Consider the following 18,345-nt stretch of genomic DNA (forward strand, 5'->3'; position numbering starts at 1 on the left):
TGTAAGAAACCTTAAGAATAACCATAAATGCTGGAAATCAAAAATTTTTCTATTACAATTGAAGGGAGCAGGTACTAGCAAAAGTAATGAAATAAGGTTGGCTTTCCATTTATGGATGCCACAGGACAGTGCAGGATAGAAATCACCGTTTTATATACTTTATTTAAGAATAATTGGAAAATTATAGTAATATTGAATTATAAGTAATGCTCAACATTTATAAAAAATGCTAATGGTCCCCTTCAATTTTAACCTGATAAAACGTACTCCTACAATTGTTATCCTACTTATCGTTTCTTTTTTTGCTTTTCAATGTGGTCCTGAAGGGCCCAAATTGGATTTGCGGAAAGGAGACCACATCATTTTAGTAGGAAACAATCTTGGATCCAGAATGATGAATTACGGACATTTTGAAACAGAAATGCATGTTCGCTATCCGGATTCTTTGTTGTATATCCGAAACATGAGTGATGCCGGTGATACGCCGGGATTCAGGCCCCATTCGGGCAGGGTATCTCCCTGGGCTTTTCCGGGAGCAGAAGAATTCCAGGATGAGCTCGCCACCAATTCAGGTAGTGAAGGTCATTTTGAATCACCAGATGAATGGATTAAAAATCATGAAGCCGATATCATCATTGCATTTTTCGGATACAATGAATCCTTCCAGGGAGAAGAAGGGCTGGAAAATTATAAAAATGAATTGGAAGCATTTATCAACCACACCCAAAACACCATTTATAATGGGGATGCTGCTCCGCAGCTGGCCCTGGTTTCACCTATCGCCTTTGAAAACCTGAGCGCAAACCATGACCTTCCCAATGGTGAAAAGGAAAATCAAAACCTGAAAATGTACACCCAGGCCATGAAAGAAGTGGCCGAAGCCAATCAGGTTTTGTTTGTCGATGCATTTGAACCCTCCAGGTCCTGGTATGCAGCTACGGATGAATACCTGACCATAGACGGTTTCCAGCTCACAGAAGAGGGGTACAAAAAGTTTTCCCAATTCCTGACAGATAAGGTTTTTGGTGAGGATGATCCGGTAGCAGAGGACAGGAGAACGGCCATTCATGCAGCTGTACTGGAAAAAAACTGGATGTGGCACAATGACTATAAAATCCCCAATGGGGTACATGTCTTTGGCCGAAGGTACAATCCCTTTGGTCCTGACAATTATCCCTATGAATTGCAAAAAATCCGGCAAATGACGGACAACAGGGACCAGGCCATCTGGAAAGTCAGCAAGGGAGAAAATTTTGACCTGGCAGCAGCAGATGAAAATACCATAGAGCTGCCTCCGGTAGAAACCAATTACAATCCCGATAAAAATGGCGACCTGGAATACCTGTATGGAGAAGATGCCATGGAGAAATTTGAAGTGGCAGAAGGTTACCAGGTCGAGTTGTTCGCTTCCGAAAAGGAATTTCCTGACCTGGCCAATCCGGTGCAGATGACCTTTGATACCAAAGGCAGGCTTTGGGTAGCCGTGATGCCCAGCTATCCGCACTACAAGCCGGGAGACCCAAAGCCCAATGATAAAATACTGATTCTGGAAGATACCGATAATGACGGAAAAGCAGACAAGCAAACCGTATTTGCAGACAGCCTGCATCTGCCTATAGGCATGGAAATCGCTCCGGAGGGAGTCTATTTATCACAAGGTACCAACCTGATCATCCTGAGGGATAAAGATGGAGACGATTATGCCGAAGAACGTGAGATCCTGTTGAGTGGATTTGACGATCACGATACCCATCACAATATTTCCGCATTCGTAGCGGATCCTTCGGGAGCCATTTACATGGGTGAGGGGGTTTTCCTCCATACCAATGTAGAAACCCCTTATGGTCCGGTAAGGGGGACCAACGGCGGTTTTTACCGCTACAACCCAGCAAGAAAACATTTGGAAAGAACGGCCCAATTGCCCATTCCCAACCCCTGGGGAATTGCTTTTGACGATTGGGGCCAAAACTTTTTTGCAGAGACCTCAGGACCTGATGTACGCTGGATGATGCCTGGATCTATCCAACCCAGGTATGGTGAAGGCACCCACAAAGGTCCTAACCTGATCGAAGATGCCCACCGGGTACGGCCTACTTCCGGACTGGAATTTGTATCCAGCAGGCATTTTCCGGAAGAAGTACAGGGTGACCTGCTCATCAACAATACCATCGGCTTTCTGGGTATGAAAATGCACAAGATGATGGAAGATGGTACCGGCTATGACAGCGAGCACCGGGTCGACCTGATACGCAGCGATGACCGCAATTTCCGCCCGGTAGACATGGAGTTTGCCCCCGATGGGTCCCTTTACTTCGTGGATTGGCACAATATACTGGTAGGCCACATGCAGCACAATGCCCGTGATCCGTTGAGAGACCATGTGCATGGCAGGATTTACCGGATTACCTATCCTTCCAGGCCTTTGGTTACCCCACCAAAGATTGCGGGGGAAAGCATAGAAACCTTATTGGACAACCTCAAGTTGCCCGAATTCAGGGCCAGATACAGTACCCGCGCTGAACTGCGGGGACGAGACCAAACCGAAGTATTGGAAAAGATGCAACAATGGACGGCCAATTTGGATGCCAATGATCCCCGGTACGAACACCACCTCCTGGAAGCCCTCTGGGTTAGCTGGGGCTTGAATCAGGTGGATCAGGACTTGATGAAGACCTTATTTGCCTCCGATGACCACCGGGTAAGGGCAGCCGTAACCAGAATTTTACGCTATACCGGCCATCAGGTAGCAGATCAGGTGGATATGCTGAAAAAAGCAGCTGCAGATCCCCATGGCAGGGTGCGGCTGGAGGCCATCGTAGCTGCTTCCTGGCTCAACAAGGAGGATGGACTGGCCATACTGGAAGTGGCGGATGAACATCCCAAAGATGTATGGATGCAAAAACCTTTTGAAACTGCATTGGCGCATTTGAATGGCATGTCAGTGAGTAATATGGTGGTGAATGCCGACGGCAGCATCGTTTTTCAGGAAGCACCTCAGGAAGAAAAAGCTTCCAACAGCCGATTAAAAGGAGAAGATTTGACCCTGTTTCAGATGGGTAAGGCCATCTATAGCAGAGAGGGTTTCTGTATCACCTGTCACCAGCCCGATGGTAAGGGCCTGAGCGCTTCAGGCTTCCCACCCCTGGCCGGTACCCAATGGGTTAATGGCAGCGAAGAGCGATTGGTGAAAATAATTTTAAATGGATTAATGGGACCCATTGAAGTGCTGGGCAAGGAATATCCGGGTCAGGTGCCCATGACCCCTTATGCCGGCATGCTCAATGACAAGGAAGTGGCAGCAGTGGCTACCTATGTAAGGAATAGTTTTGGCAATGAAGCTGCACCTGTGCAAGCCGAAAAGGTTGCGGAGGTGCGGGAAGCTACAAAGGGAAAACAAGGTTTTTATTCACCTTCGGAACTCCTTCAGGAGCATCCTATGGAAGCGGGAGAATAGTAACAGAAATAGTAAAAAAGCAGGCAGCCCCGATCCCGGAGCTGCCTGCTTTTTTTTCCATACAGGACCCCTTTAACAAGGGACCAGTTTGGAAATTCGATCGGCATCAATTCCCCCTTCTCAAGGGCGCCAGCACCTGTCCCGACCAGAATCGGCAGGGAGGATTATTGGACGAAAATCTAAGCATACCGCAAACGTAAAATAGAATTTTTACAAAAAAAATCACATCTATGCACTTGCTTAAACCATCCGAGGAAGAGGACATGTACCAATCAGGGTTTTGAAGGATTTTAGATATAAATTATAGACTCTTATTAGATTAAACTGCTCGAAGAAATCCCCCTTACCCCCTTAAAAAGGGGGAATTAGTTACGTTTGGCTATCTAACCACTTTTTGCTAGTACGAACTAGTTGAACAAAAAAACACTACAAAAGTCCGGCGTAGGAAAGGCTTACCGGAACGGTATATTCTCCGAGCTGCACCTGGTGCTTTTCGATTTTGTCCATGCGGTGCTTATTGGCGATAAAGGAGCGGTGGGTGCGGACAAAATAGGAGGGAAGCAATTTTTCCAGCTCCTTGAAAGTTATTCGGGTAATGACCTTTTCCCCCTCCAGGTACAAGGTCACGTAGTTACCGGTGGCTTCACAAAACAGCAGGTCTGCAAAATGGACCTTGATTTGGCCTTCGGATGTTTTAATAAATACATGCCCGTTTGTTGCTGCCGGCTGCAGCTCTTTCCAATCCCGTGCTTTTTGACAGGCTTGCAGGAAACGGCTCAGCGAAAAGGGCTTGAGCAGGTAGTCCAGCGCATTGAGCTCGAAGCCCTTGACTGCATACTCCGAATAGGCCGTGGTAAAAACCACCATGGTTTCGGCTTGCAACATGCCCGCCAGGTCGATTCCGGAAATATCCGGCATGTTGATGTCCAAAAAAATCAGGTCAGCGGGCTGGGTTTTGTGGTAGTCAAAGCCCGTGATGGCATCGGAAAAAACGGCCTCCAACTCCAGAAAGGGCACCTTAGCCGCATGGGATTTAATGACTTCCAGTGCCATGTTTTCGTCGTCTATGGCAATCGCCTTGATCATGGTTTTTGCGTTTCGGGGGTTATCTGCACGGAAAAATGAACAAAATGCTCCGTATCGTTGGAAACAATCGTTAAGTCATGCCTGTCGGGATACAGTACCTGCAATCGCTTGCGCACATTGTCCAAACCGATACCGGATTCATCGGAAGGGTCTTTCAGGGCCTTGGGCGGATGAAGGGAATTGACCACATCCAGGTGCACCGATCCGGCCAGGCAACGCAGGTTAATCCGGATCCAGGATTCATTTTTAGTGCTGATGCCGTGTTTGAAGGCGTTTTCTACGAAAGGGATTAGCAGCATGGGGGCAATGGTTCCTTCACAGTGTTCTTCATTCAATTTAATGCTAATTTCTAAATTATCCTCCTTTTTAAAGCGCAGCATTTGAAGGTCCAGGTAGTTGCGCAGGTACTCGATTTCCCGTTGTAGGGGGATTTTGTCCAGTTGGTTTTCATGTAGCATAAAGCGCATCATGTCGCCCAGTTTTTGGATGCCATCCGAGGTCTTTTCGGCATTTTCCATCAAAGCCGCCCCATATAGGGTATTTAAGGCATTGAACAGAAAATGAGGATTGATCTGGGACTTGAGAAAACGGAGGTCGGCCGATCCGCGGTCTACCTGATGGCTGAGGGTTTCTATTTTGCCTTTCATGCCAAAGTACTTTTCGAAGGCCAGATCGGAAAGGGGCAGTACGACCAACTGGATGACCAATCCGGTGCCTAAGCCCAAAAGCACCGTGCCTGGATCCTGTTGCATAAGTCCTACAAACAATAAAAAACCGGGAAAACCTACGATCAGTAATATGTTAAACCAAAGGGCGGCGCGTTGCTTTCCATGTAAGCGCATTCTGTAGATCAAAAAGAAATTGTACAACAATACCAGAATGGAGGCTGGAAGAAAAAGCGCCAGGATCACAGAGATGTTCCGTGAAACCAGAAAGTCGAATTTAAATAGAAAAAGAACCACAAAGAAGAAAATACTGCTCAACCTTAGCAGGTTATACGTCAGATAGTCATCCATTTTGGGGGGTAAAAAAACCTCCTTTAGCAGCAATACCCAAACCAGGTAGCCACCATACAAGGCCATAGCCGTAAAATAAAATGGGGTAAAGGGAGAATTGGTAATTTCGGAGCCCACTGAGAATAAGGAAACAAGGATATAGGACAAGGTGAAAATCAGTAAACCGTAGCCAATAAAAGGTCCTTTTCGGTTTGTTTCTCGATACCGGGGGATCAGCACCCGGTGCATCAGGTAAAAGACCAAAAAGAGGATCAACGGAATAAAAACCCTGGCAAAATAACCAGTGGGATTGCCTGGAAAATAGTGAAAACTACTGCTTCCAGCACTTAGAATATTTACAAGCACAAGAATCAAAAAAACAAAGGTGACAATCCACCATTCGATTTCCTGAAATGCTAAGGGTTTGTTTTTCATATTGTATTCCATTTAAAAATGTAAATTTAACCCGAATACGCTGTACCTGGTTTGCTTTGGGATGATTTGTTTGGCCTCTGCACATGCGCCACAGGTCAAATAGATATTGTATAACAAACCGGCGAGGATCAGCGCAATATAGGTTCTTTTAGTAGCTTTGGTCATGGTGTTTGTCAAGGTAAAATGTCTCCGTATTTTGTCATTCCTTTCTGATCGGAATCCGGAAGCATTAATCATGACACAAGAATAAACCACGCTGACACTTCAATCAAATTTATGTGATGAAATGGGGGAAAGTAGGGATGGAAAAAGGGAGATGAAATCGAGCATGACGTAGCCGTCACACGCCGGGACGACTATCAGCCATGCGAGATTCTCCCGATTTAAGATCGGGACAGGCTATGTGGCCATAAAAGAACAAATTATAGACACATGAAATAGTTTAAGTTATTTATCCCGGTAAATACTAGTAATTCGCAGATTTAAAAACGGGAATAACATTTTCACCCCGCTTCCAGGCCTGAAGGGCCTGAATAAAAATAACCCTGGGTGTAAACCCAGGGATAGCTAAAACCCATCCAATTTGCAACCCTGGAGGGGTTGAACAGCGACCAATTTAGGGAGTGATCTTTAAGGTCTCCGGGTATTCGTCGATGATTTTTCCGTTTTCGTTGATCATTAAAAAATGCTGGTGGGGACCCTGAAGGGTAATAATAATGGCGGAGTTTTCCTCGGCAGATTTCCGTAGGTACCAGATTTCTTCCGGGGTTTTGGGCTTCTTTTTCGCTACTCCCCAAGAGCCATCACCCAAGTACACGATCCCATTAGGGTGGAAGGCATTGCTTTTTACCGGGTAGCTTCGCTTATAGGTATGGTCGTCATTTTCCAGGGCCACCCGAACACCGTACTCCTCAAAGAGAGGAATCCAATTATCCAGCACTTCTTCAGACCAGAATTGAATGCGTTTTCCTCCAGGCTCCACCCGACCGGATGGATACGCCGGTTTATGGTAAACCGGAAGCACATGTGGCCGATCCTGTCGCTCCTGCAAGGTGTTTTTCAGCCATTCGGTTTGGGTGCCACTGATCAGGTTGCTATGCGAACTGTCCAGGATGATCAGGCTCAGGTAGTCGCCGATATCCAGTACCCCGTAGCCAGGCTGCCCCGGAAAAGTGAAGAGGGGATAGAAAAACGGTCCTTTGGCCAGGCGCATGGCATCGGTGGGTTCCTCCATTCCGCCCGCTTTCACTTTTGCGATAAAGGCCGGCATGCCCATGTCCGCATCGATCACACTTTCCGATGCCGGGTAATGGTGGTTGATGACATCGTGGTTGCCCAGGGCTACAATGATCGGAACGACACGCCCTTCTTCGGAGATAAGCGTTTCCCGAATCCCATCAAACCATTGGTACCAGAGGTCCACGTTCTCCTTGTCACCATTGGCATAGGCCAGGTCACCACCCCAGACGATAAAATCCGGATCGTACCGCATCACGGCCCGGTTCATTTGGCGGAACAGCTCCCCATGGGAGGTGTCGCCTCCAGCGGCAATGCGGAGAGGGCGGTGGTTTTTGGCCGGTAGGGTGCGAAAGGAATAGATCCGCTGGAACTCCCCAACACTAAATTCATAGTTATAATTAGGTTTCAAGTCTGTCAGTTCGATGCGGTGAATGCGACGGTCCGAATAGGGAAAGGGAACGGATTGGGAAGGGGCTGTCTGCCATTCGGATGAGCCTTCGGAACGATAACGGACGGATTCGATTGCTTCGTCTTGAGGTAAGGTATGCCAGTCAATGCTGATGGTAGTAGTGGGGTCTTGCTGCCAGGTAAGCAGGATACCGGCAGGTTCGGTTTGGGCCAGGGCAGCTGCACACAGGCAAAGGATCAGCAGTTGACCGGTAAAAAAACGTAACCAAAGGCTGAGGGTAAAGCGGGATGGCATGGATTTGTTGTTTTTGGTAAATATACCGGATATGGGAAAAAGGGCCTATTCGCAGCAGGTTAAAATGTTGTACCCCTGTTAATTTCGGATTTCTAGTGTATTCATCTCTTTGTTTTTATACCTTTAGCAATGAAATTCAATTCGTTATTGCTTAACCAATGTACTTGTTAGTTAAAAAAGACATTAGGATAGGGGATCTGGTGCTGCTGGTGGAGACTTTGGCATAGCTGTTCGTTTACCGGTAAGCAGATAAGCGGTACAGGAGGAAAAGACGCTAGACGGATTTCCACCATACAGGTGGTGCGAGGGCTTATACGCCAAACATCAGCTTGCTATACCATTTGAATCGGTAAAACCCGGCCCATTTCCACATTTTTGAAAAGTCTTTTTTCTCAATGGCCTCCAGGGCCAGTAAACGATAATAATCCACCACAGGTCGGTATAAGAAGGGATAGATGAAGGCAAATAGTATAAAAGAAATCGATCCCGGTGTACCGGCTTCTACCCAAAACCAAATAAAAATCAACGCAGGTCCGTCGGCAATCAGGTGATAGGTCCAGACATTCTTAACGTACTTTTTCATTTTCTTTGATTGTTTCGTTAATTTAAACAACCGGGTACAGTCAGACAAGCGATATAGGAATTAATGTGAAAAAATTTTATTCAAATGAAACGTAGAATTGAACACAATACACACCCTGGGGAGGTGTTAAAGGAAGAAGTGATTCGTGCCAATCGACTGACGATTGGAAAGGCGGCTGAGCTGCTTGGGGTTACGCGACCTACGTTATTAAATATTCTAAATGAAAAGGCATCTATCACTCCAAATATGTCACTTAGGCTAGCCAAAGTTTTTGGAGGAAACGCAGACTTTTGGTTAAGGATGCAGCTTTCACATGATCTGAGGAAAGCTGAAAAACAGTTTAATGAGAATCCTCCGAAAATAAAACCATTCGAATTTCAATAGACTCATTGATTAAATTCCATCAATAAAATTTTGTCTGATGAAAACCATAACAATGACCGAATTGCGTAAGTCCATGAAAAGGCATCTTGACTACGTATCCAAGGATTCAGGAACGATTATCGTTCCCAGAAAAAGTGGTCAGCATGCAGTGGTAATGATATCAGAGGAGGAATATAACTCTGTAAATGAAATACTTCACCTCATGTCAACCAAGGCGAATTGGGAACGCCTAGAAGAATCAATCCAACAGCATAAAGACGGTAAAGCAGTTCCTTTTAAACCTTGATGAACAAGGCAATTATAGAGGTTATTGGTCCAGGCGTATCAATAGAGAATACCGATTGGTTTATGCGGTGTCAGGAACAAAAGGGAGGGACCAGAAATGTACCATTATTCAGTGCAGGTTTCATTATTAATTGATGGTGTGGAATTATCAGTATTTAACATAATATAAATTATATAACACCCGGTGGAATAAGAATTAAATAACATTGCTCTATCGGATGATTTTCTTAAGATTAGTTTTTACGCTAAAGCAAATCACAAAGTATCATTTAGATAGTCCACCATTAGAAATTGAATCCAAATTCCACCCGTTAGTTACCAAGTATATAATCAAACTTTCTAAAATCCACCACCTTGAAAAAATCCTGGATACCCGGGAACCTGGGATTAACCAATAGATTGTGTTCTTCCGGATAAAAAGATAAGTGCAACCGGGCGGATGGAACCCTTAAAAATGGAAAACTATTTTCTACCAACCACAGTTTGCCAAAATCTTGTGTTGCTTTGTTATGTGGCAGCATGTCCCAGTTCTGTGGCAGACTTTCTTTATCAAGGGTACCAATCAGTTCACTGTCAAGGATTTCATAAATAACCACATACCAGGTTTTAAGAGCAGTAGAAGTACCTTTGATACACAGGTATTCCAAAGCCGCCAGAGCTGCCGAACTACTGGCATATATCATAGGATAAGCTTTGGGATTCCACCTTCCCCCTGACAAAGAACTACTAAAAGGTTCCCGGTGGTATTTTTCCGACATCATGCGGTAATAGGTCAACATGCCTACATGACATTTCCGAAGTGAAGCGCATCTATAGCCTCATGCGCCAGGTCTATCCCCATCATGGATACCAATAGGTCCCTGGGTTTGACTTGACCCAAAGCCATATTTGGTGTATTCAGCCAGGATTTTAAGCTGGATTCCCGACCAAAAATCTCCATTCCCTTTTTGATCACTTCGTCCATTTTAAAAAACTGGTAAGAACCAGGTATGCCGATTTTACTGTCAGCAGACCACCTGGAAATAGTGCTTTGGGAAACTGCGGCCGCCTTGGCCAAATCAACGATTTTAAGATCCAGAAAATCAATTATCGGGGAAATCTCAGCATAGGTCAATTTATCCTCAAGCTTTCTAGCCACCTCTGCCAAACTCCTGGCACCTTTAAAATCCTTTAAGAAATAACCATATCCGTTCTTGACCACATAACTGACTTGCTGGTCTCCCTTATTGACCACAAAAGTATCAGAAATGCCATAGGGCTTTTCATAATCACTAATATAAGATAGGTCTTCCGACTTAAAGGCTTTGTATTTCTTACTTTTTTTCATTTGACATACCAATATATATCATTTGAAGGATTAAAACAAACCTTTTACTATCTTTTACTTTGTGTATTGATTTTCAATTACTTAACACCTCCCCACTCCTTCTATTCCCCGACTCATCCACCCAGTAGATGTACCAAAGCATGGCATCTGAAGGAATAGTGACTTTACCTTTGGCTTTACCGAGAGGGATCAGTTGCCAGTTCCTTTCCGGACTCCGTTTCGCATCTGCGGTGTATGCCAGGTAAACTTCTTTCGGCGCAGGAGCAATCGAATACCTGGCCTGACTCCCCTTTTGGCTCAATTTAATTGAACTAATAAATTCGGCTTTGTTTTCCAATTGGGTACTGATAAAGTGGTCAATTTCCACAGGTTCAGCTCCGTGCAAATGACTGTGTTTCAGTTCCGGTATCATGGAATACTGCGCATTACTGGCCAGGTTCGCTGTTTTTTGCCAGTTTTCAACGAAATAGGCAAAATCATTGGTGCCGTTGATAAACAGCATGGGTACCCTTGCATGGGCCACATAACTGGAAGGATCCCATAGTGCTACCCAGCGTTGCGTCCCTTCCATGCCAAGGGAGTCAAACTGACCGTCCCAGGCGCTTCCTTCATGCAGGAAACCCGCTCCATATACCGGTACCGCCGCAGCAAACCGGTGGTCCACGCCGGCTACCAGGTTGGTTAGGTACCCGCCCCAGCTGATCCCGGTTAGCGCAGTCCGATCGGGGTCTACCTCTGGAAAGGAACGGATCAGGGAGTGGGCCCGAATGATATTGGATACGGAATGGAATTGCCATTGGGCGGTAAAGTCTTTGTCTAACCGGAAAAACTTGTGCTCGTCATCCTGCCGTGGGCCTCCGGCTGCGAGCCGGGTGCTTTTTGAACCCCAGGGGTTGTCTTGCTCCTCAGTGGGTAACGGCTGATTACCACTTAGGTCCATGGCAATGGCGGCGTATCCTCTTTCGGCCCATTCCTGTGCCCAAATTCGAAAGGCCGTCCCTCCCCCACCGTGAACCAGCACGATTCCGGGAAACTCCCCGGTTCCCGGATTTTTTCCATCCAATGTAGCCGGGCTGGCGTAGTACGCAAAAACCTCCGTCACCTTTCCTTCATATTCCTCACCGGTATAGATCAGTGACCAGACAGCATCGGTCTGATTTATCCATTCAAAATCGGGGGCTGCTGATAAGGTTGCTAAATCCCAGGGAATTCGCCCCTCCAGATCCGGCGGGAGAGCAAGTCCGGTTTGCGCAACTACAAGGCCCCGTAAAAGAAAGAGGGCTAAGCCGATTAAAATCGTGTTTTTCATGCTCCTGCTACTTTTGGGTATACAATTGCCCCTGTTCGGCATTCCCATTTTGTTTATTGGTAACCTGGAATAATTCATAGGTACGATTAAAAGCGTCCTGTCGAACCTTAAATCTATCGGAGAGTAGGCGAATTACGTTTTTTGACAGCCCTTTCTTATAATTCAAGATGTCCGAAACATGCCCCTTTGAAATCGCTAGCAATTGGGCAAGGTCACGCTGCTTCATATGATTATCCCCCATTAAGGATTTTAACAGTTGAATGGGATCAAGTTCCTCCAAAGTAGCGTGCGCTTCATCATACTTTTCAATTAAGAGTGTAATGGTCTCGATAAGGTCATGGAGTTCATCAGAAGGGTTTTCCCTGTATTCGTTGGTTAACTTTTCAAGGTCGCTACAATACATCCAGTATTGTTCTTCAGACCTTATGATAGTATAAGCTTTCATTCTATTATCATTAAACTAAAATCATCTACGATGTACTGCAAATTGTGCTTACATAATTTTGAATATGCAGCGTGTGTACCATACTTCTTTCTCCTTAAAGCGAAACCATACAATCAAAAAGACTTAAAACAACCATGATACCCATCCAATATCCCGTGCTTTTCTTTCCCACACAACCTGATACGATTTAAAATTCTAACCGCAAAACCATCTCACTAATACTCTCCGTTGTCGCATACACCACCCCTTGCTGATGCATAAAGGTGGTTTCCGGCGCATTGAGGTGTAGTTTTTCACCTTTCATATTCGAGACCGGTAAGCCCAATTCCTCAAATATCAGGCGGGTGGCGGCAAAATCCCAGATGCTGCCACCTCCCGTTTGTGGTCGGGGAAATTTAACATAGCAGGCATTGGCATGGGACAAGACACCCAAGGCATTCCGGACCGCACCAAAACCGATATGATCAACCACATCCCGGTAATTTTGGGCTTTTGCCCATTGCTTCATCTGTTCGGTAAATGCGTTAAAATAGTCGGCCGACTGCATGCTGCTGTCCATATAGATATGGAAGACCTTATCATCGCTTGAATTTCCTAATTTAAATGGCTGGCCATCTAGGACCACCCCTTCTCCCTTTATAGCGCTGTAACATTCATCCTCATCAGGTATATAGACTAGGCCGATTACAGGATCTCCGGATTGGGAAACGAGGGCAATGGAAACGGCATACCCCGGCCGCTGCTCCGTAAAGGGCAAGGTACCGTCTAACGGGTCAATGCACCAGAAATAGTCGGTATACAAACGGGATTGATCATCGGCTGCCTCTTCCGTCAGTACGCCCAGATCGTATTGGGCAATACCGGGCCGTAAATGTTCTAAAATAATTTCCTGCGCCTTAAAATCGACCTCGGTCACTAACTGGGAAGCCCTGGAATATCCCCCCTGCTTGTCCTGTAGGTCATGGGGTTGATCTACCTGCGATTGAATCATTTGCCCCGCTTTGATACTTGCTTTAATGGCACTTTGGCAAAGTGCGGAAAGGATGTTTTTGTTGAGCATTTAAACGTAATTTAGTTCTTCCAATACCGATCGTGTCAGTCGCTCGCTGTACCCATGCATCTTCCAGTGGCCGGCACTCCAGCCATCCAGAAAGCGGTACAAATCGGCCCAGGCGAAGGCGTATAACTTCGTCCACTCTTTTTTAACCAATTGAAAGTCAATGGATTTATCAAGTGCCATTTCAAGTGAATTAAAATAGTGGTTCAGCAATTCATCCTCATGTATTTCGCAGGCTTCTGCGGTAAAACAACTGCTGATAAAATAGGCAACATCTTTTATGCCACAGCCTTTTCCAACGTATTGAAAATCCACCGCTGCCACCTGGTCTTCCGGGCCGAAACAGAAATTTGCCAATTTGGCGTCGCCATGTACAAGGGTTTGAAAGGTAGCTTCATTGAGCCTTTGATCGATCAGCGAAGCAGCCTGCTTCAGGGGTATATGATTCATCTTTGCCAACTCATCAGGCCGGGTTTCTAAATGCCAATACGTTCCCATTTCCCAGAGGCCAATGGGCGGTACCTGCATAAATTTGGCATGAAAACGGGCCAGCCAGGTCAGGCAGTTTTTGGCTGCTGCCAAGGAAACCGTATCGGGTGTCAAACGTCTGGGAAAACCCAAGGCATTCAGGTCTTCCATGATAATCAACCGCGAACTTTCCTGTGTTTCCGCATGTAATAATTGAGGAACTTTACAATCTGGTCCCGTTAACCTGGCATAATGCTGGTACCAGTAGCTTTCCACGGCATAGGATTTGATTTTACGTTGATGGGACAAATCGGTATTCCAACCCCGGGGGTGTTTACCAGGCTGAGGTAATTGTATGTGCTTTACAATAACCGACGGATACTTCCCTCCTACTAATTTATAGCGTTTAATGGAGCCGTAACCACTCCATAAAGTCTGAACATGCGCGATCTCCCGGATGGTGGTGGCACCGGTACAATTAAGAATTTGGGAGGCTATTGGAGGCATGGATTTTTTGGCAATGTATGGTTATTGAGATGGGGTTGGCCTACGTAGGTTTCGGCAGCCTTCTCATGAGAGGCGATACCGGCATCAAATAAACTAGCGTAGCTGCTCTGTTAACAGCTCATCAGGATAGCTGCCGAAAGCCATAACTCGACAAGGATAAGTGACACATTGATTTTTTGCATGGAGCAGGTTATTGGATATTGCAAAATACGTTAAATCCGAACGAATGTCGGTTGACAAATGTAAAAAATCAACTTCCATTTTTCACAGTCCGGCATGACTTCCGATGGCATTCAATGGAAATAATTGCGCTGTTTCGGGTGAAACAACCGAAAAATCGTTATTTATTTACCGGCACAACAGCACCTTAGCTCCCTTCACATGCTTCTGTTTCAAGTCCATTATGGCTTTGTTGGCTTCTGTAAATGGATAGGTTTCTACTGCAGGTATAATCGGAATGGAAGCTGCCAGATTAAGAAATTCTTCTACATCTGATCTGGTAATGTTGGCTACTGTCTTTATTTCTTTTTCCATCCACAGATGATCCTGATAAGAGAGGTGCATAAGGGCTTCCTGGTCTTTGGATTCTTTTCGGATAGCATTGATCACCAGCCTGCCTCCGGGCTTTAGCTGCAGCAAGGACTCAATTGAAGTGGTCCAAACCGGGGTAGTATCAATGATGGCATTGAGCTTTTGAGGAGCTGTATCCGTAACTTTTCCCGCCCAACTGGCTCCCAGATCCATAGCAAACGCTTGCTCCTCTTTACTCCTGGCAAAAACAAATAAAGGGGAATTTGGGTACTGGTGGCGGGCCATTTTCAGAACCAGATGACCTGATGCTCCAAATCCTGTAAGCCCAAGCGTTTGTCCATCAGCAATGCCCGTCAGGTTAAGGGACCGGTAACCGATGGCACCGGCACACAATAATGGAGCAGCTTCAACATCGGAAAACCTGGATGGAATACGATAAGCAAATCGCTCGTCAACCACCATAAATTGGGCATATCCCCCGTTTTTATCCCTTCCTGTAGCCCTGAAATCAGGGCATAGATTTTCCAGGCCTACCAAACAAAATTCACATTGCCCACAGGCAGAATATATCCAGGCTACTCCTACTCTATCTCCATTTTTAAAATTTTTAGAGCCTTTGCCACATTTGTCTACCAAACCTACAACCTGATGACCTGGCACAATGGGGTATTTTTCAGGGGGGGTCCGGCCTTCAATTTCATCCAATTCCGTGTGGCAAATCCCACAACAACTAATTTTAATCCTTATTTCAAAATCTTTCGGTTCAGGTACCGGCATTTCTGCCAGTTCCAGAGGATGTGCCACTTCATCCAGATTTGAAATTCTATGTAGGAGCCAGGCTTTCATAAAGTTTAAAGGTTTATTTCAATTCAATAAGGCAATGATCTACCTAATCATACCTTCAATTTACAATAATAGATCCTAATGTGCTGGATTAGCTTAAATTTCTTCTATTAATAATATTGCCAAAGCAATATCATAGATGCAAATGATTTTTATCATTTAAAATTGTTTTATATCTAACTACCTTACTTTTTCTATTAACTGCAAGATTTATCATGTCTACCAATTGTATCCCTTTTTCATCCATCAAAAACAAAGACCTCCCCCTGGTAGGGGGAAAAAATGCTTCTCTCGGTGAAATGCTGGCAACACTTGCTCCCCTGGGCATTAAAATACCGGACGGATTTGCGGTTACAGCTGCAGCGTTCCGAACCTTTATCAAAGAAAATCAACTTAAGGAAAAGTTGGAAGCAGAATTGGCAACTTTGGATAATGAAACGCTGGACAACCTGCCAACCATAGGTGCCACTTGCCGGGAGATCCTGTCTTCAGGGAAAATACCAAAAGAAATAGAAAAGGATATCGCCGCTTCTTTTGAGGCCCTCCGGTCTGGCAATGAAATTTCAGTAGCCGTAAGGAGCAGCGCCACAGCCGAAGATTTGCCTACGGCAAGTTTTGCCGGACAGCATGATAGTTTTCTGAATATTGCAGGTCTGGACAACCTGCTGAAAGCCGTTCACCGCTGTTACATTTCCCTTTTCAATGACCGGGCAATCAAATACAGGATAGACAATGGTTTTGACCATATGGACGTGGCCCTGTCTGTGGGGGTTCAGCAGATGGTTCGCTCAGATAAAGGCAGTGCGGGAGTAATTTTTACCATTGACCCGGAGACGGGATTTCAAAACGTAATATACATCACTGCTGCCTGGGGATTGGGAGAAAACGTGGTGCAGGGAGCCGTAAATCCAGATGAATTTTTTGTTTTTAAACCATCCCTGGACAGCCAGAAAAAGAGCATCATCTACCGGAAGTTGGGAGAAAAGGAGAACAAGATGGTATATGCGGTAGGATCCGAAAAACCCATCATCAATGTTACCACCAGCCCCTCCGAAAGATCCGTTTTTTGCCTTTCAGACCAAGACGTACAGACATTGGCGGAATGGTCCTTTAGTATAGAAAAGCATTATCAAATGGCCATGGATATTGAATGGGCCAAAGATGGATTGAGCGGAGAACTATTTATCGTTCAGGCACGTCCGGAGACGGTGCATGGGAAGCGGGATGCCGTTTCCATTAAAGAATATACCTTAAAAACAAAAGCAACACCCATCTGCAAGGGAAAAGCCGTAGGGAGATCCATCGCCAGTGGCAGGGCCTGTATCGTCCAATCCCTGGCTGATGCCGGAAAAGTGCAAAAAGGAGATATCATTGTCGCAGACATCACCAATCCGGATTGGAATGCCATGCTGCGCAAGGCGGTATGTATCATTACCAACAAAGGAGGAAGGACCAGTCATGCATCTATTGTAGCCAGGGAATTGGGCATCCATGCCGTGGTGGGGACCTCTGATGCTACTGAAAAACTACATGACGGTCAAGTCATCACGGCTTCCTGTATTGAAGGGGATGAAGGCATGGTTTATGAAGGAAAGCTGGAATGGGACGAAAAGGAAATCAACGTAAGTGAAGTGCCGGAAACCCGTACCAGGCCCATGTTCATACTGGCTGACCCCCAGAAAGCGTTTGAGTTGTCTTTTTATCCCAATCAGGGCGTTGGACTACTTCGCATGGAATTCATCATCACCAACACCATAAGGATCCATCCGATGGCTTTGGTCAAATACCATGAACTCAGTGATAGCAATGACAAAAAAGCCATTGAAGCCATTACCCACCACTACACCAACAAGAAAACTTATTTTGTGGAAAAGCTTTCAGAATCACTGGCGATGGTCGGGGCAGCTTTTTATCCCAAGGAAGTTATTGTCAGGATGAGTGACTTTAAAAGCAATGAGTACGCCCAACTGATCGGAGGTAAAATTTTTGAGCCAAAGGAAGAAAATCCTATGCTGGGTTTCAGGGGTGCTTCCCGCTATTACAATGAGCGGTACCGGGAAGGATTTGGCTTGGAGTGTGAAGCGATACGGCTGGTCCGGGACGAAATGGGTTTGACCAACATCAAGGTCATGATACCCTTTTGCAGGACAGTGGAAGAAGGAAAGCGGGTTTTGGAAACCATGAAGGATTTTGGCCTGGAAAGGAGGAAAAATGGGCTGGAAGTTTATGTTATGGCCGAAATTCCGAGTAATGTGATTCTAGCCAAAGAATTTGCAGAAATATTTGATGGCTTTTCCATAGGTTCCAATGACCTGACACAACTTGTGCTTGGGATTGACAGGGATTCCGCCATCATCAGTGACCTGTTTGATGAGAATAATGAGGCGGTCAAACAAATGTTGTCCGATGTGATTCAGACCGCCAAAAAATCCGGAGTAAAAATTGGCCTCTGCGGTCAGGCCCCAAGTGACTATCCCGAATTCGCAGGATTTCTTGTGGCCCAGGGCATAGACAGTGTTTCTTTTACTCCCGATGCTTTACTCAAGGGGATAGAAAATATCAGTATTACCGAGCAAAAAGAAAATTTCAAAAAATAGGTTAATCATACCATTTACCCGAAAGATAAGGATGGCCCGAAGAATTTGCCGAGACTCATCTACCACTCTGGTCAAATGCTTTCTCCCTGAGGAGAAG

Annotated in this window: 16 protein-coding genes; 5 read left to right on the forward strand and 11 right to left on the reverse strand. The window is 45.5% G+C overall.

The genetic code is table 11. The annotated features are described in order from the left end of the window. Window positions 1–232: 232 nt before the first annotated feature. Window positions 233–3,454: a PVC-type heme-binding CxxCH protein gene (locus GL182_RS10240; RefSeq protein ID WP_163379554.1), complete on the forward strand. Its 3,222-nt coding sequence runs from the start codon at window positions 233–235 to the stop codon at window positions 3,452–3,454. 426 nt (window positions 3,455–3,880) lie between these two features. On the opposite strand, the gene GL182_RS10245 is transcribed toward GL182_RS10240, so the two are convergent. The 4 genes from GL182_RS10245 to GL182_RS10260 all read right to left on the reverse strand — a co-directional run bounded on the left by GL182_RS10245 (window position 3,881) and on the right by GL182_RS10260 (window position 8,495). Further along, the gene (locus GL182_RS10245) at window positions 3,881–4,540 is read right to left on the reverse strand and encodes a LytR/AlgR family response regulator transcription factor (RefSeq protein WP_163379555.1); all 660 of its coding nucleotides are present in this window, start codon (window positions 4,538–4,540) and stop codon (window positions 3,881–3,883) included. Continuing rightward, the gene (locus tag GL182_RS10250) at window positions 4,537–5,970 is read right to left on the reverse strand and encodes a sensor histidine kinase (protein WP_163379556.1); all 1,434 of its coding nucleotides are present in this window, start codon (window positions 5,968–5,970) and stop codon (window positions 4,537–4,539) included. The genes GL182_RS10245 and GL182_RS10250 overlap by 4 nt, the downstream gene beginning before the upstream one ends. 616 nt (window positions 5,971–6,586) lie before the next feature. Beyond that, window positions 6,587–7,912 (reverse strand): fibronectin type III domain-containing protein, encoded by a 1,326-nt coding sequence (locus GL182_RS10255; RefSeq protein WP_163379557.1) that lies wholly within the window; start codon window positions 7,910–7,912, stop codon window positions 6,587–6,589. A gap of 310 nt (window positions 7,913–8,222) precedes the next feature. Continuing rightward, on the reverse strand, window positions 8,223–8,495 hold the full coding sequence (locus GL182_RS10260) for a hypothetical protein (protein WP_162339582.1): 273 nt from the start codon (window positions 8,493–8,495) through the stop codon (window positions 8,223–8,225). An 84-nt stretch (window positions 8,496–8,579) separates the two neighbouring features. Here GL182_RS10260 and GL182_RS10265 point away from each other — a divergent pair, with 84 nt between their 5' ends. Genes GL182_RS10265 through GL182_RS24390 form a run of 3 tightly spaced genes read left to right on the forward strand, consistent with a single transcriptional unit; the run spans window position 8,580 to window position 9,295 of the window. Then, window positions 8,580–8,879, forward strand: coding sequence for a HigA family addiction module antitoxin (locus GL182_RS10265; protein WP_163379558.1), 300 nt, complete (start codon window positions 8,580–8,582; stop codon window positions 8,877–8,879). A 37-nt stretch (window positions 8,880–8,916) separates the two neighbouring features. Then, window positions 8,917–9,165, forward strand: a complete 249-nt coding sequence (locus GL182_RS10270; RefSeq protein WP_163379559.1) for a type II toxin-antitoxin system Phd/YefM family antitoxin — start codon at window positions 8,917–8,919, stop codon at window positions 9,163–9,165. Beyond that, window positions 9,131–9,295 carry a type II toxin-antitoxin system YoeB family toxin gene (locus tag GL182_RS24390; protein WP_163379708.1) on the forward strand — a complete coding sequence of 55 codons (165 nt, stop codon included), beginning with the start codon at window positions 9,131–9,133 and terminating at the stop codon, window positions 9,293–9,295. Before GL182_RS10270 ends, GL182_RS24390 begins: the two co-directional genes overlap by 35 nt. A gap of 180 nt (window positions 9,296–9,475) precedes the next feature. Here GL182_RS24390 and GL182_RS10280 read toward each other — a convergent pair whose 3' ends face one another. From GL182_RS10280 to GL182_RS10310, 7 genes are all read right to left on the reverse strand, one after another. Then, window positions 9,476–9,943: an RES family NAD+ phosphorylase gene (locus tag GL182_RS10280; RefSeq protein ID WP_163379560.1), complete on the reverse strand. Its 468-nt coding sequence runs from the start codon at window positions 9,941–9,943 to the stop codon at window positions 9,476–9,478. 2 nt (window positions 9,944–9,945) lie between these two features. Continuing rightward, window positions 9,946–10,491 carry an antitoxin Xre/MbcA/ParS toxin-binding domain-containing protein gene (locus GL182_RS10285; protein WP_163379561.1) on the reverse strand — a complete coding sequence of 182 codons (546 nt, stop codon included), beginning with the start codon at window positions 10,489–10,491 and terminating at the stop codon, window positions 9,946–9,948. 73 nt (window positions 10,492–10,564) lie between these two features. After that, window positions 10,565–11,800, reverse strand: a complete 1,236-nt coding sequence (locus GL182_RS10290; RefSeq protein ID WP_163379562.1) for an alpha/beta hydrolase family protein — start codon at window positions 11,798–11,800, stop codon at window positions 10,565–10,567. Between the two features lie 7 nt (window positions 11,801–11,807). Further along, entirely contained in the window at window positions 11,808–12,245 is a 438-nt protein-coding gene (locus GL182_RS10295; protein ID WP_163379563.1) for a type II toxin-antitoxin system HigA family antitoxin, read from the reverse strand. Between the two features lie 187 nt (window positions 12,246–12,432). Then, window positions 12,433–13,305, reverse strand: coding sequence for a 3'(2'),5'-bisphosphate nucleotidase CysQ (locus GL182_RS10300; RefSeq protein ID WP_163379564.1), 873 nt, complete (start codon window positions 13,303–13,305; stop codon window positions 12,433–12,435). Then, on the reverse strand, window positions 13,306–14,277 hold the full coding sequence (locus GL182_RS10305) for a phosphotransferase (RefSeq protein ID WP_163379565.1): 972 nt from the start codon (window positions 14,275–14,277) through the stop codon (window positions 13,306–13,308). 348 nt (window positions 14,278–14,625) lie between these two features. After that, window positions 14,626–15,654 carry a zinc-dependent alcohol dehydrogenase family protein gene (locus tag GL182_RS10310; RefSeq protein ID WP_163379566.1) on the reverse strand — a complete coding sequence of 343 codons (1,029 nt, stop codon included), beginning with the start codon at window positions 15,652–15,654 and terminating at the stop codon, window positions 14,626–14,628. Window positions 15,655–15,866: 212 nt separating this feature from the next. Here GL182_RS10310 and ppsA point away from each other — a divergent pair, with 212 nt between their 5' ends. Beyond that, window positions 15,867–18,248: a phosphoenolpyruvate synthase gene (gene ppsA, locus GL182_RS10315; RefSeq protein ID WP_163379567.1), complete on the forward strand. Its 2,382-nt coding sequence runs from the start codon at window positions 15,867–15,869 to the stop codon at window positions 18,246–18,248. The last annotated feature ends 97 nt before the right edge of the window (window positions 18,249–18,345 follow it).

This window comes from Cyclobacterium sp. SYSU L10401 (genome assembly GCF_010993705.1).
GTDB lineage: Bacteria > Bacteroidota > Bacteroidia > Cytophagales > Cyclobacteriaceae > Cyclobacterium.